This is a genomic window from Egibacteraceae bacterium (assembly GCA_035540635.1).
In the GTDB taxonomy this organism is placed as follows: Bacteria; Actinomycetota; Nitriliruptoria; order Euzebyales; family Egibacteraceae; genus DATLGH01.
In genome coordinates this window covers 1-12,309 of sequence record DATLGH010000026.1, presented here as the reverse complement: position 1 = coordinate 12,309, position 12,309 = coordinate 1, and the positions used below count along the sequence as shown (strand labels likewise).

Annotated in this window: 14 protein-coding genes; 6 read left to right on the top strand and 8 right to left on the bottom strand. The window is 74.3% G+C overall.

The genetic code is table 11. The features are described 5' to 3' along the window. Both arsM and VM324_04890 read right to left on the bottom strand, forming a co-directional pair. The coding region (gene arsM, locus VM324_04895; GenBank protein ID HVL98611.1) for an arsenite methyltransferase at positions 1-668 on the bottom strand (668 nt) is incomplete at its 3' end. Further along, positions 665-1,024: a metalloregulator ArsR/SmtB family transcription factor gene (locus VM324_04890; protein HVL98610.1), complete on the bottom strand. Its 360-nt coding sequence runs from the start codon at positions 1,022-1,024 to the stop codon at positions 665-667. The genes arsM and VM324_04890, both read right to left, overlap by 4 nt. A gap of 98 nt (positions 1,025-1,122) precedes the next feature. Between VM324_04890 and VM324_04885 the strand changes: the two genes are divergently transcribed. The 6 genes from VM324_04885 (at position 1,123) to VM324_04860 (ending at position 5,304) form a co-directional block, all read left to right on the top strand. Then, the gene (locus tag VM324_04885) at positions 1,123-2,319 is read left to right on the top strand and encodes an RtcB family protein (GenBank protein ID HVL98609.1); all 1,197 of its coding nucleotides are present in this window, start codon (positions 1,123-1,125) and stop codon (positions 2,317-2,319) included. Positions 2,320-2,386: 67 nt separating this feature from the next. Further along, positions 2,387-2,575 (top strand): hypothetical protein, encoded by a 189-nt coding sequence (locus tag VM324_04880; GenBank protein HVL98608.1) that lies wholly within the window; start codon positions 2,387-2,389, stop codon positions 2,573-2,575. 414 nt (positions 2,576-2,989) lie between these two features. Continuing rightward, complete coding sequence (locus tag VM324_04875) at positions 2,990-3,136, top strand: hypothetical protein (protein ID HVL98607.1); 147 nt, start codon at positions 2,990-2,992, stop codon at positions 3,134-3,136. Between the two features lie 59 nt (positions 3,137-3,195). Then, a complete protein-coding gene (locus tag VM324_04870; protein HVL98606.1) occupies positions 3,196-4,011 on the top strand; it encodes an SURF1 family protein in 816 nt (271 codons plus the stop codon). Between the two features lie 7 nt (positions 4,012-4,018). After that, positions 4,019-4,669, top strand: coding sequence for a phosphoribosyltransferase family protein (locus VM324_04865; GenBank protein HVL98605.1), 651 nt, complete (start codon positions 4,019-4,021; stop codon positions 4,667-4,669). Continuing rightward, positions 4,666-5,304, top strand: a complete 639-nt coding sequence (locus VM324_04860; protein HVL98604.1) for a dienelactone hydrolase family protein — start codon at positions 4,666-4,668, stop codon at positions 5,302-5,304. The genes VM324_04865 and VM324_04860 overlap by 4 nt, the downstream gene beginning before the upstream one ends. A gap of 146 nt (positions 5,305-5,450) precedes the next feature. Here the strand turns inward: VM324_04860 and pepN are convergent, their stop codons facing one another. The 6 genes from pepN to VM324_04830 form a co-directional block, all read right to left on the bottom strand. After that, a complete protein-coding gene (gene pepN / locus VM324_04855) occupies positions 5,451-8,018 on the bottom strand; it encodes an aminopeptidase N (GenBank protein ID HVL98603.1) in 2,568 nt (855 codons plus the stop codon). Positions 8,019-8,078: 60 nt separating this feature from the next. After that, entirely contained in the window at positions 8,079-9,146 is a 1,068-nt protein-coding gene (locus tag VM324_04850) for an S-adenosylmethionine:tRNA ribosyltransferase-isomerase (protein ID HVL98602.1), read from the bottom strand. Beyond that, entirely contained in the window at positions 9,143-9,844 is a 702-nt protein-coding gene (locus VM324_04845; GenBank protein ID HVL98601.1) for an SDR family oxidoreductase, read from the bottom strand. The genes VM324_04850 and VM324_04845 overlap by 4 nt, the downstream gene beginning before the upstream one ends. Before the next feature lie 167 nt (positions 9,845-10,011). After that, positions 10,012-10,677: a response regulator transcription factor gene (locus VM324_04840; GenBank protein HVL98600.1), complete on the bottom strand. Its 666-nt coding sequence runs from the start codon at positions 10,675-10,677 to the stop codon at positions 10,012-10,014. Beyond that, positions 10,670-11,890: a GAF domain-containing sensor histidine kinase gene (locus tag VM324_04835; GenBank protein ID HVL98599.1), complete on the bottom strand. Its 1,221-nt coding sequence runs from the start codon at positions 11,888-11,890 to the stop codon at positions 10,670-10,672. The genes VM324_04840 and VM324_04835 overlap by 8 nt, the downstream gene beginning before the upstream one ends. Positions 11,891-11,974: 84 nt before the next feature. Further along, entirely contained in the window at positions 11,975-12,151 is a 177-nt protein-coding gene (locus VM324_04830) for a CsbD family protein (GenBank protein ID HVL98598.1), read from the bottom strand. Positions 12,152-12,309: the final 158 nt, after the last annotated feature.

Below are 12,309 nucleotides of genomic sequence, written 5' to 3'. Positions count from 1 at the left end.
GCGACGAGGCCCGCGCGGTACTCCCCGACCGACAGCGCGCCGGCGATGCACCCGACGTAGCTGCCCCTCTCCGACCGCTCCGCCGCGTCGAGGCGGTCCTCGGCGACGACGTCGCTGATGCCGATGCGCCCGCCGGCGCGCAGCACGCGGTGCATCTCGGCCATGACGGCGGGCTTGTCGACGGACAGGTTCACCACGCAGTTGGAGATCACGACGTCGACGCTCGCGTCGGGCAGCGGCAGGGCCTCGATCTCGCCCTTGAGGAACGTGACGTTGACGGCGCCGGCCTCGGCGGCGTTGCGCCGCGCGAGGTCGAGCATCTCCTCGGTCATGTCCACGCCGTAGGCCCACCCGGTCGGCCCGACCCGCCGGGCGGACAGCAGCACGTCGATGCCCCCGCCCGAGCCGAGGTCGAGCACGATCTCCCCCGGCGCGAGGTCGGCCACCGCCGTGGGGTTCCCGCAGCCGAGGCTTGCGAGGCCGGCGGCGTCGGGCAGCGCCGCGTGCTCCTCGTCGCTGTAGAGGCCCGCACCGAAGGCGTCCCCGGCCGCCCCGCATCCCCGATCGGCGCCGCAGCAGTCCGCGGCGAGCGGGTCGGCGGCGGTGGCCGCGGCGGCGTAGCGGGCCCTCACGTGCTCACGCAGGGCGTCGGGGTCGGTGCGCGTCATGGGATCACTCCTTGCAGGTCGGCGACGTCGGCGAGCCGTCGTACGGCGTCGGGGTCCAGCGAGTAGTAGGCCCAGGTGCCGCGCCGCTCGCGGCGCAGCAGCCCTGCCGAGGTGAGCTTCTTGAGGTGGTGGCTGACCGTCGGTTGGGCGATGCCGAGCGGCGCGGTGAGGTCGCACACGCACACCGGCTCACCGGCCGCGGCGAGCAGGCTCACGATGCGCACCCGGTGGGGGTCGGCGAGGGCCTTGAACACGGCCGCCGTCGCCACCGCCTCGGCGTGGGACAGCCGCGGGGCGCGCAGCGGCATGCAGCAGGCTGCCGGCACCCCCGCGTCGCGCTTCACATCGACATCCATCGATGTGACGGTAGCACCTGCATCGACACCTGTCAATGCAGGCGCCGCCATGGTGCCGGCGGCGCATCCGGTGGCGCCACGTGGGACAGACTCGGGGCATGGAGAAGATCGGTGAGCGCGTGCTGAGCTGGGCCTCGGTGCTCGACGAGCAGGCTCGCGAACAGGCGCTCGCGACCGTCCGCGTCGCGGCCGTCGACGGCCACATCGCGCTCATGCCCGACGCGCACCTCGGCATGGGCGCGACCGTCGGCGCGGTGATCCCGACCCGTGAGGCGATCATCCCCTCGGCGGTCGGCGTGGACATCGGCTGCGGCGTCATCGCGACCGAGACCGCCCTGACCGCCGCGGACCTGCCCGACACGCTCGAGCCCCTGCTCGACCGCTGGGCGGGCACGATCCCCGCCGGCCTCGGCTACTGGCACGCCGAGGCCGATCCCGCCTGGCAGCACTTCGTCGCGGCGCACGGGCTTCCCGAGTCCGTGCGGGCCGACCGCAACCTGCGCGAGAAGGCGCCCCGGCAGTTCGGCACGCTCGGCAGCGGAAACCACTTCCTCGAGCTCTGCACCGACGAGCGGGGCACCGTCTGGCTCATGCTCCACTCCGGGTCACGTGGTCCCGGTAACACCCTCGCCATGCGCCACATCGAGCGCGCGAAGGGCCTCATGCGCCGCAGCATGGAGGACCTGCCCGATCCCGACCTCGCCTACCTCGTGCAGGGGACGCCGGAGTTCGACGCCTACATCCGTGACCTGCAGTGGGCCCAGGCGTACGCCTCCGGCAACCGGCAGCGCATGATGCGCGTCGCCCTCGAAGGCCTCGCCGCCGCAACGGGGCGGGAGGACGAGCCGGCGGTCCGCACCATCAACAACCACCACAACTACGCACGCCGAGAGCGCCACCACGGCAAGGAGCTGTGGGTCACGCGCAAGGGCGCGATCTCCGCGCGGGCCGGGGAGCTCGGGGTCATCCCCGGCTCGATGGGCACCGGGTCCTTCGTCGTGCGGGGGCTCGGCAACCCGGACGCGTACTGCTCCGCCGCTCACGGCGCGGGGCGGGCGATGTCACGCCGCCAGGCTCGCAAGGCGTTCACCGTGGAGGACATGGAACGGGCGATGGAGGGCCGCACTTGGCTGCGCAAGGCCGCAGCGGCGCTCATCGACGAGATCCCGGGCGCCTACAAGGACCTCGACACGGTGATGGCCGACCAGACCGACCTCGTCGAGGTCGTCCACCGCCTCGACACCGTCGTCAACTACAAGGGCGTGGAGAAGGGCAGCCGGCGGGGCAAGGCCTGACCCGGCCCGCGTGAGCGCCCCGGCGGGCTGGGTACGTACCCCTGACGCGAGCGAAAGGCCAAGACGCATGCCGAAGCCACAACAACCCGAGCTGCGCCGCAGCGGCCTCGGGTCCACCGACCAGGACGCCTCGGAGATCCGTGCCGGGGACAAGCCCGACGAGCCCGATGACCGCCTCGGTCCCGTGCCCGAGGAGAACAAGCCCGGGCACCGCCCCGAGCGCGACCAGGACAAGCCGCTGCCCCCGACCGCCTGAGCGGGGGGCTCTGCCGCACGGCAGTGGAGCGCATCGCGATTCCCACCGCCGCCGGCGTGTTCGACGCGCGGCGGCCGGCCCCACCGGCGGCGAGCCCGTCCTGCTGCTCCACGGCTTCCCGCAGACGTCGTGGGCCTGGCGCAGCCAGCTCCGCGCACTCGCGGGGGCCGGCTACCGCGCGGTCGCTCCCGAGCAGCGGGGCTACTCGCCGCGCACGGCACCCCCGGACGTGGCCGCGTACCGACCGGTTGCGTACGGTGACCGTCGTCTCCACCCCGCACCCCGGGGCGTTCCGCCGGTCGCTGCGCGGTGGCGAGCGGCTGTACCGCTCGGCGTACGTCCCGGTCCTCCGCTCGCCGGTGGCCCGAAAGGGGACGGTATGGTGCGCAGCCTCCGACACGAGAAGGAAGTCAAATGAGCAAGAAGGACGCCGCCAAGAAGGTCGGGATCTTCATCGCCGTGAAGAAGCTGCTCGGCAAGGTGACGAAGCTCGCCGTCGTCGCCGGAGTCGGGGCGGCGGTCATCAAGGTGCTGCGGGGCGAGAAGGCCTCCGCCGTATAGACGGGGCGTGCGGGTCCATGACCGGCCGTTCTGCCCGCCGATCGGCGAGGGCGGACCCGGTGCGCGACAATGGCCGCCACATGTACCGCTTCCTGCTGTCACCGAAGTGGCTGTTCGGGCACGGGCTCGTGGCGGTCGCGGTGCTGGGGTTCGTGAGCCTGGGCTTCTGGCAGCTCGACCGCCATGAGCAGCGCTCGGCGCGCAACGCCTTGGTCGCCGAGCGGATGCAGGCGCCTCCCGCCGACCTCGCGGCGGTCGCTGACAAGGCCGGCGAGGACCTCGCGTATCGCCGTGTCCGGCTGTCGGGGCGCTACCTGCCCGCCGGAGAGGTGCTGCTCACGCCGAGGTCCTGGAACGGTCAGCCGGGCCACCACGTGCTCACCCCGCTCGCCACCGACGACGGGTGGGCCGTCCTCGTCGCCCGGGGCTGGGTGCCGTTCGCGCTCGACAGCCCGCCGGTCGCCGAGGCCGCTCCGCCCCGCGGGCAGGTCCGCGTGTCGGGGCTCGTGTTCCCCGACGAACCGGCCACCCGCTTCGCGCCGGCCATCCCCTCCGAGGGGGAGCTCATCCGGGTCTCACGCGTCGACGTCGAGCGCCTGCAGCGCCAGATCGACGTGCCGCTGCGGCCCTACTACGTCCAGCTCGCCGAGCAGACCCCCGCAACCGTCGGGGAGCTCCCTCGCAGCGCGGACCCGCCCGAGCTGACCGCCGGCAACCACCTGTCCTACGCGGTGCAGTGGTTCCTGTTCGCCGCCGTCGTGGCGCTCGGCTATCCGGCGCTCATCCGGCGCACCGCCCTCGACGAGGTTCGGGAGCGGCCCGGCGATGGTATCTCCCCCGTACCGATCGAAGCAGGCAACCCGTCCAAGGGGTGACGAGGCGATGTTCGCCGACCGTCGCGACGCCGGACGCCAGCTGGCGCAGCGGCTCACCCGCTACGCCGGCGAGGACACGGTCGTGCTCGCCCTGCCACGGGGCGGCGTGCCCGTGGCCGCGGAGGTTGCCGCGGCGCTCGGCGCGCGCCTCGAGGTGATGGTCGCGCGCAAGCTCGGCGCCCCCGGCCGTCCCGAGCTCGGCGTCGGCGCCATCGCCGAGGGCGGCGAGCCGCTGCTCGACGAGCAGACCCTCGCCATGCTCGGCCTGGAGGAAGCAGACCTCGCGCGGGTCATCGAGGCGGAGCGGGCCGAGCTCGACCGCCGGGTCCGCCAGTACCGCGGGGGACGGCCGCTGCCGGACCTGTCGGGACGCACCGTGGTCCTCGTCGACGACGGGCTGGCGACCGGCGTGACGGCGCGGGCGGCGCTGCAGTCGCTGCGGGAGCACCGCCCCGCCCGGCTCGTGATGGCCGCGCCGGTCAGCGCGCCGCAGACCGCTGACAGGATCGCGGAGGAGGCCGACGACGTCGTGGTCGTCGCGACCCCCGAGCCGTTCACCGCGGTCGGCCAGTGGTACCGCGACTTCCACCAGACCGCCGACGAGGAGGTCCTCGCACTGCTCGGCGCGGTGGCGTCTCCGCAGGACCCCGAGGGGTGAGCGCCGCGGCGGTCAGCATCCCCACCGGGGGCGCGATCCTGGAGGGCGACCTGGCCGTGCCCGACGGGGCGCGCGGGGTCGTCGTGTTCGCCCACGGCAGCGGGTCGAGCCGTCACAGCCCGCGCAACCGCGAGGTCGCCGCCGCCCTGCAGGACGCCGGCCTCGCCACGCTGCTCATGGACCTGCTCACCGCCGACGAGGAGGCCCTCGACGCCCGGACCGGCGAGCTGCGCTTCGACGTCGGGCTTCTCGCCGAGCGGCTCGTCGGCGCCACCGACTGGTTGGCGGACCGCCCCGACACCGCCGACCTGCCGGTCGGCTACTTCGGCGCGTCCACCGGCGCCGCGTGCGCGCTCGTCGCCGCGGCGCAACGCCCCGGGGTCCGCGCGGTCGTCTCCCGGGGCGGGCGCCCCGACCTCGCCGGTGAGGCGCTCGCTGCGGTGCGGGCGCCCACGCTTCTCATCGTCGGAGGCGCCGACGTGCCCGTCGTCGGCATGAACCGCGACGCGATAGCGCGCATGACGGCCGAGACGCGACTGCAGATCGTCGCCGGCGCCGGCCACCTGTTCGCCGAGCCCGGCGCGCTGCGACGAGTGGCGGAGCTCGCCGCGGAGTGGTTCACCCGCCACCTGTAGCCCCGCAGGGGGGCAAAGGGCCGCCGTGGCGCGCCCGGCAAAGGGCGGTGGCCGGAGCACCGCGCAGGACCGCAGCATCGGTCGCACATCATGCGACCATTGCTGCAACCCGCAGTGGGGCGCGGCCGGGCCGGGCGCGTTCCGGCTCAGGCGCGGTCGGCGGCGCGGGCCCGCAGGGCGCGGAGGGTCCCGTCGCGGCCTTCGGCGACGAGGCGCGCCCCGGGGGCGGGCAGCCCGTCCAGGGCCAGGGCGCGGTCCGCGGCAGCGACGACGTCCTCGCTCACGACGCCCGACGGGTAGAGCCCGTCGCTGAGGAGCAGCGCCTCGTCGGGGGTGCGCTCGGCCCACACCGCCGGGAGCAGGTCGACGTAGGGCTCGATGTAGGGGGCGAGCACCTCGTCCTGCCCGTAGCGGGAGAAGCCGCCGACGAGGGCCCGCATCATGGCCAGCGGGAGGCTGCGGTCCTGCGTGAGCGCCTCCCAGGCGGCGGCCTTCGCCTCGGCGGTCGGCCGGGCGGCCCGGGCGGTGGCGGCCCGGCGTGCGCCCATGTCCGTCGGGTCGCGTTCGGCCTCAGCGGCGATCAGCTCCTCGTCGGCGGTCCCCGCGGCGGCCAGTGACGTGACGAGGTGCCAGCGCAGCTCGGTGTCGACGGCTAGCCCCGGCACGGTGACGGTGCCGTCGAGCAGGGCCCGCGTCCAGGCGCGGTCCTGGGGGCTGGCGGCCAGGCCGGCGATGCAGCGCACCCACACGAGCTGGCGGTCGCCTCCACCCTCGGCCCACTCCAGCCCGCCGCGCGCGGCGTCGGCGAGCAGACGCTTGGCGGCGTCCCGGTTGGCCGGGTCGCCGTAGCGCAGGGTGGCGGTCTGCGCCTGTCCGAGGATCGACTGGAGCATGCCGACCTCGTCCTCCGCGGCGACGTGGCCGGCGACGAGGGCGACGAACCGGCGGGTGGGGAGCTCGGCGTCGCGGGTCATGTCCCACAGTGCCCCCCAGCACAGCGCCCGGGCGAGCGGGTCGGCGAGCAGCGACAGGCTCGTCTGGAGCGTCTGGACGGAGGCGTCGTCGAGGCGGACCTTCGCGAACGCGAGGTCGTCGTCGTTCACGAGCAGCAGGTCCGGTACCGGTTCGCCGGCGAGCTGGTCCACGTCGGTGGCCGACCCGGTGACGTCGAGCTCCGCCCGACCACTGCGCGCGAGCGCGCCGTCGCCGAGGGCGTAGCACCCGACGGCCACGCGGTGGTCGCGCAGGGTCGGGTACGCCTCCGTGGCCTCCTGGCGGATGGTGACGGCCTCGTAGCGCCGGACGCCCGACGCCGCGTCGGGCGCGGTGATGGTGTCCGCCCGCAGGGTGGTGACGCCGGCCGTCTGCAGCCACTGCTTCGACCAGTCGCCGAGGTCGCGGCCACTTGCGGCCTCGAGCGCACCGAGGAAGTCGACGAGCTCCGCGTTGCCGAACCCGTGGCGGCGGAAGTAGTCGCGCAGGCCGGCGAGGAACGCCTCCCTGCTCACCCACGCGACCAGCTGCTTGAGGACGGACGCACCCTTGGCGTACGTGATGCCGTCGAAGTGCGTGCGGACGGCGTCGGTGTCGACGATGTCGGCGGCGATGGGATGGGTCGTCGGCAGCTGGTCCTGGCTGACCGCCCAGGCCTTCGTGCTGCTCGCGAAGTGGGCCCAGGCCGTGGTGAAGCGCGTCGCCTCCGCGAGGGCCAGCGTCCCCATGTACGTGGCGAAGCTTTCGTTCAGCCACAGGTCGTCCCACCAGCGCATGGTGACGAGGTCCCCGAACCACATGTGCGCCATCTCGTGGAGGATCGTCGAGGCGCGGGACTGCCGGGCGGCGTCGGTGACCTTCGAACGGAAGATGAAGGACTCGCTGAACGTGACGCAGCCGGCGTTCTCCATCGCGCCGAAGTTGAACTCCGGGACGAACAGCTGGTCGTACTTGCCGAACGGGTAGGGATAGCCGAACGCCGCGGTGAAGAAGTCGAAGCCCTGCCGGGTGACCTCGAGGATCTCGGCGGTGTCGAGGTGCGCGGCCAGTGACCGGCGGCAGTAGACCCCGAGCGGGACGTCCTGCACCTCCCCGCCCTCCGAGGTGATCCGGTGGTGGTCGTGGACGGCGTGGTAGGGGCCCGCGACGAGCGCGGTGATGTAGGTGGAGATCGGCAGGGTCGGCGCGAAGCGCCACGTCCCCGCGTCGCCCTCGGCGGGACGTTCGGTGACCTCGGCGTTCGACACGCACTCCCAGCCGGCCGGCGCGTCGACGGTCAGGGTGAACGGCGCTTTGAGATCGGGCTGATCGAAACAGGGGTAGACCCGGTGGGCGTCGAACGGCTCGAACTGCGTGTGGAGGTAGACGTGGCCGTCGACGGGGTCGGTGAAGCGGTGCAGTCCCACCCCGGTGCGCTGGTAGCGGCACCGGGCCACGACGACGAGCTCGTTGTGCTCGGCGAGGTCGTCGAGGGTGATCCGGTGGCCGGTGAACGCGTCGGCGGCGAGCGCGCGGTCGTTCAGCGTCACCGACTCGACGGTGGCGGCGTCGAGGTCGATGAACGTGCCCGCTCCCGGCTCAGCGCACCGGAAGCGGACGACCGCGCGGCTGGCGAAGGTCTCGCCGGCACTCCGGACGTCCATGGCGACGTCGTAGGCGACGTCGGACAGCAGCCGTGCGCGCGCACGCGCCTCGTCACGAGTCAGGTTGTCGGTCGGCATCTGGGGCTTCCGGCTCGGGCCAAAACGGGCACGGTCTACCGTAGCCCAACGGCCGGTTGCTCAGCGCAGCACGAGGTGGAGGTCGCCGAACTCGTGCCAGCGGTAGCCGGCGTCGAGTGCCGCGGCGTAGCTCGCCCGCAGCAGCGCCCGGCCGGCGACGGCCTCGAGCAGCCGAAGATGCGACGAGCGGGGCTCGTGCCAGCCGGTGAGCAGGGCGTCGAACCCCCGGATCCCTCGCTCGGGGGTGATCGCGACGTCGGTCCAGCCTTCTCCGGCGACGGTCACCCGGTCCTCGCCGGTGACGGTCTCGAGCGCCCGCGCGGCGGTCGTGCCGACGGCGACGACACGGTGGTTGGCACGCCGGGCGGCCGTGACCCGCTCGGCCGTCGCGGCCGGTACGGCGTAGCGCTCCGGGTAGGGCGGTTCGCCGGCCTCGAGCGACGACACCCCGGTGTGGAGCAGGACCGGCGCGACCCCCACGCCGGCAGCGACGAGGCCGGTGACGAGCCCGGTGGAGAACGCCCGGCCCGCGCTCGGCGACTCGGCGCTGCCCGGGGTCACGGCGAACACCGTCTGGTACGCCCCGAGCGGCCAGATCGGTCCGTGCGTGCGGTAGCGGATCGGATGACCGTGGCGGGCGAGGTAGTCACCGAGCGGCTCGGGCAGGTCGAGGCTTGCCTGCCACAGGCGCGTGCGGGAGCCCTCGGCCGTCCTGAAGGGGCTGCGCAGGTCGACGCGCCCCCCTGCCGGCAGGGCGAGGCGCTCGCCGGCGTGGCCGCCGCCGAACGGCTCGCTGCCGGGACCGGCGGGGCGCCGCAGCTCGACGAGCGAGCCGCCTCCACCCGGCAGCGGGCCGGACAGGTGGAGCCGCAGGACGGCGCCGTCCGCACGTGTCGCGGGCAGCGCCGCAGGCAGCGTCGCCGAGGTGTTCACGACGAGCAGGTCACCGGGTGCGAGCAGCCACGTGAGGTCACGCAGCCGCCGGTGGTGCACCCGGCCGTGCTCGGCCACGAGGAGGCGCACGTCGTCGCGGGCCCGCCCCTCCGCCTCGGGCGGTGCGCCGGCGTCGAGACCGGGCGGGACGGCGAAGTCCAGGACGTCGCCTGCGGGCCATGCCGTGGCAGTCACCGCGCGCCCACCGCGCTGCCCGCCAGGGCGCGCGCCTCGTAGCGTCCGCTCGGCAGGTCACCGTCGACGAGGCGGCGGATGCCCGGGACGCTCGCCTCGGGCGGGGGGCGGTCGGAGATGTCCCCGCCGGGGAACGCCTCGGCCTGCATGCGGGTGTTCATGTCGCCGGGATCCACGGCGTAGACGCGCAGCTGCGGCTGCTCCTCGCCGAGCACGGCGGTGAGCTGCTCGAGGGCCGCCTTGGAGGAGCCGTAGCCTCCCCAGCCGGGATAGGCCTCGCGGGCCGCGTCGGAGCTGATGGCGATGATCGCCCCCCCGGGCCGCAGGCGCGGCAGGGCCAGCTGGACGAGGCGCAGCGGCGCGAGGACGTTCGTCCGGTACACCGCCTCGAGGACGCCGAGCGGGTAGTCGGCCAGCGTCGGCTGGGGGCTCGGTCCGAGCAGGCTCGCGTTGTTGACCAGCAGGTCGAGTCCCCCCAGGTCGTCGACGGCCTGCACCAACGCGATGCGGTGGTCCTCGTCGGTGACGTCGCCGGGCACGCCGTGCACGGCCGGGTGAGCGGTGGCGGCGGCCAGCGCCGCCGCGTCCCGCCCGTCGGTGACGACCGTCCACCCGTCGGCGGCGAGACTTGCCACGAGTGCCCGGCCCAGTCCGAGGGAGCCGCCGGTGACGAGGGCGACGCGAATCGGCGATGGCATGACCGGCTCCTTTTCGAAGGCTGCCCGCACCGTAGTTCCGCCCCGCCGGTGCGACGTCCATCGCAGGGCCCGGCCGGCCTCGGCCGCTGGTCCTACAACCCCTGGGTCCTTTTCTTAACGACCGGCCGCCCTTGCGAAGGACGTCCTTTCTGGGCCGGCCTGTTGCCTCAGGAGCGCGGGCCGTCGCGCCCACTCGTCTCGGCGAGGCCGGCGCGCAACGCATAGAGGGCGGCCTGGGTCCGGTCGGTGACGCCGAGCTTGGCGAGAACGTGGGAGACGTGGGTCTTCACCGTCTTCTCCGTGACGCCGAGCTCGCGGGCGATGAGCCGGTTGGTGAGTCCCCGCGCGAGTCGGACGAGCACCTCCCGCTCGCGCGGCGTGAGGTCGGCGAGCGGCGCAGGCCGGGGCGCGGCCACCTCCCGCATGACCGCACCCGCCGCGCGCGGATGCAGCAGGGCCTCCCCCCGGTGGACCGCACGGATGGCATCCTCGAGCTCCCGGGGCTCGGCGTCCTTCAGCAGGTACCCCGCGGCCCCGGCGCGCACGGCCGGGACGACCTGGTCGGTCTCCGCGAAGCTCGTCAGCACGATGATGCGGGTGGGCAGCTCGAGCTCGGCTGCGCGTTCGAGGACCTGCAGGCCGCCGGTGCCGGGCATCACGAGATCGACGAGGGCGACGTCGGGCCGCAGGTGGCGGAGCTTGCGGACCGCTTCCTCGCCGTCGGCTGCCTCGGCGACGACCTCCATGTCGTCACGGGACGACAGGAACGCGCGCAGCCCCTGGCGCACCACCGGGTGGTCGTCGACGACGAGCACGCGGATCGGCTCAGCCACCGCCCACCTCCAACCGCACCGCCGTACCCGCCCCCGGGGCCGACTCGATCGCGAGGTGCCCACCGATGGCGCGGGCGCGGTCGCGCATCGACGTGAGGCCGAGCCGCCTGCCGCGCACCGCGCCGTCGTCCGGGTCGAAGCCGGCACCGTCGTCGCGGACCGCGACGGCGACGCGGCCGTCGACGGCGGTGACGGTCACCTCGATCCGGCTCGCACCCGCGTGGCGCACGGCGTTGTGCAGCGCCTCCTGCACCACGCGGAACACCTGGCGCTCGCGTTCGGGGTCGAGGCGGTCGTCCCCCTCCGCGCGCAGGACGACGTCGACGCCGTGGACGCGGGCGACGAGATCGACATGCGCGCGCAGGGCGGCGACAAGGCCATCGGCGCCCAGGTCGGCGGGACGCAGGTCAACGATGAGCGAGCGCAGCTCGGCGAGCGTGTCGCGGGCGAGCCCCTGCATGGTGCGGATGTGGGCCTCGGCCGCCTCCGGATCGCGGCCGACCGCGTCGGCGGCGGCCTCGGCGACGAGGTTCAGGCTGAACAGCTTCTGGGTCATCGCGTCGTGGAGCTCGCGCGCGAGCGCGGCGCGCTCCTCAAGGACGGCGAGCTCGCGGGTGCGCTCGGTGAGCCGCACGTTCTCTATGGCCACTGCGGCGTGTGCGGCGAGGAGCTCGATGACCTCCTGGTCGGCGTCGGTGAACGCCGGGGCGCCCTCCTTGTCGGTGACGTAGATCGCACCGACCACCGTGCCCGCGGACAGGATCGGCACGCCGAGGAAGGAGCGCATGTCGGGGTGTGCGGCCGGCCACCCCCAGAACCGCGGGTCCCGGGTGATGTCGGCCGTCCGGAAGGACTCGCGCTCACCGAGCATCGCTCCGAGCAGCCCGTGCGTGCGCGGCAGCGGCCCGATCGCCGCGACCTCCTCGTCGGACAGCCCGGTGGTGAGGAACTGGGCGAAGCCGCCCTCACCGTCGGGGATCCCGAGAGCCGCGTACCGCCCGCCCGCGAGCGTGCGGGCGGCCTCGACGAGGCGGCGGAGAACCGGCTCGACGGCGCGTTCCGCCGCGATCGCAAGCACCGTGTCGCTCATCGCGGCGCGCGCCGCGTCGTCGGGGGGCCGTGGGTCACTCACGCACGCACGATAGTCGGCGGGGACGGTGCGCACCGGCGGGCCTACGTCGCCGCCGACGACCATGACGGGCTCGTCATGCATCTGGGGCGCTACGCGGCGCAGACGGCACCCTTTACCGTCGGCGCCCCGGCAACGGTGTGTCTCGGGGGGGGGTCGCCCCTCGGGTCAGTCGTCGCTGCGGAGCGCGCCCTTGACCTTGTCGGCGGCGTCGCCGACCTTGTCCTTGACCGAGGCGCTGCCCTGGTCGACCTTGCCTTCACGCTCGAGGTCCTTGTCGCCCGTCAGGTCGCCGGCCGCCTCCTTCGCGCGCCCCTTGAACTCTTCGCCCTTGTGGTCACCCATCGGTTCGCCTCCTTGACGTCGGTTGCTCCGTGGGCCATTGGTACCCCACCGGGCACCGCGCCAAGCAGCGCGGTCAGCCGCCCGCCAGCGCACCGATGATGCTGAACGGCTCCTCACCGGCGGCGGCGGCAGGAGGCAGGGGGGCGTCGGGGGGGGCG

Excerpts from the sequence above, each read along its gene's own strand:
- VM324_04865 (HVL98605.1), top strand. The coding sequence starts at position 4,019 with ATGTTCGCCGACCGTCGCGACGCCGGACGCCAGCTGGCGCAGCGGCTC.
- VM324_04890 (HVL98610.1), bottom strand. The coding sequence starts at position 1,024 with ATGGATGTCGATGTGAAGCGCGACGCGGGGGTGCCGGCAGCCTGCTGC.
- VM324_04885 (HVL98609.1), top strand. The coding sequence starts at position 1,123 with ATGGAGAAGATCGGTGAGCGCGTGCTGAGCTGGGCCTCGGTGCTCGAC.
- pepN (HVL98603.1), bottom strand. The coding sequence starts at position 8,018 with ATGCCGACCGACAACCTGACTCGTGACGAGGCGCGTGCGCGCGCACGG.
- VM324_04845 (HVL98601.1), bottom strand. The coding sequence starts at position 9,844 with ATGCCATCGCCGATTCGCGTCGCCCTCGTCACCGGCGGCTCCCTCGGA.
- VM324_04830 (HVL98598.1), bottom strand. The coding sequence starts at position 12,151 with ATGGGTGACCACAAGGGCGAAGAGTTCAAGGGGCGCGCGAAGGAGGCG.
- VM324_04875 (HVL98607.1), top strand. The coding sequence starts at position 2,990 with ATGAGCAAGAAGGACGCCGCCAAGAAGGTCGGGATCTTCATCGCCGTG.
- VM324_04835 (HVL98599.1), bottom strand. The coding sequence starts at position 11,890 with ATGCATGACGAGCCCGTCATGGTCGTCGGCGGCGACGTAGGCCCGCCG.
- VM324_04880 (HVL98608.1), top strand. The coding sequence starts at position 2,387 with ATGCCGAAGCCACAACAACCCGAGCTGCGCCGCAGCGGCCTCGGGTCC.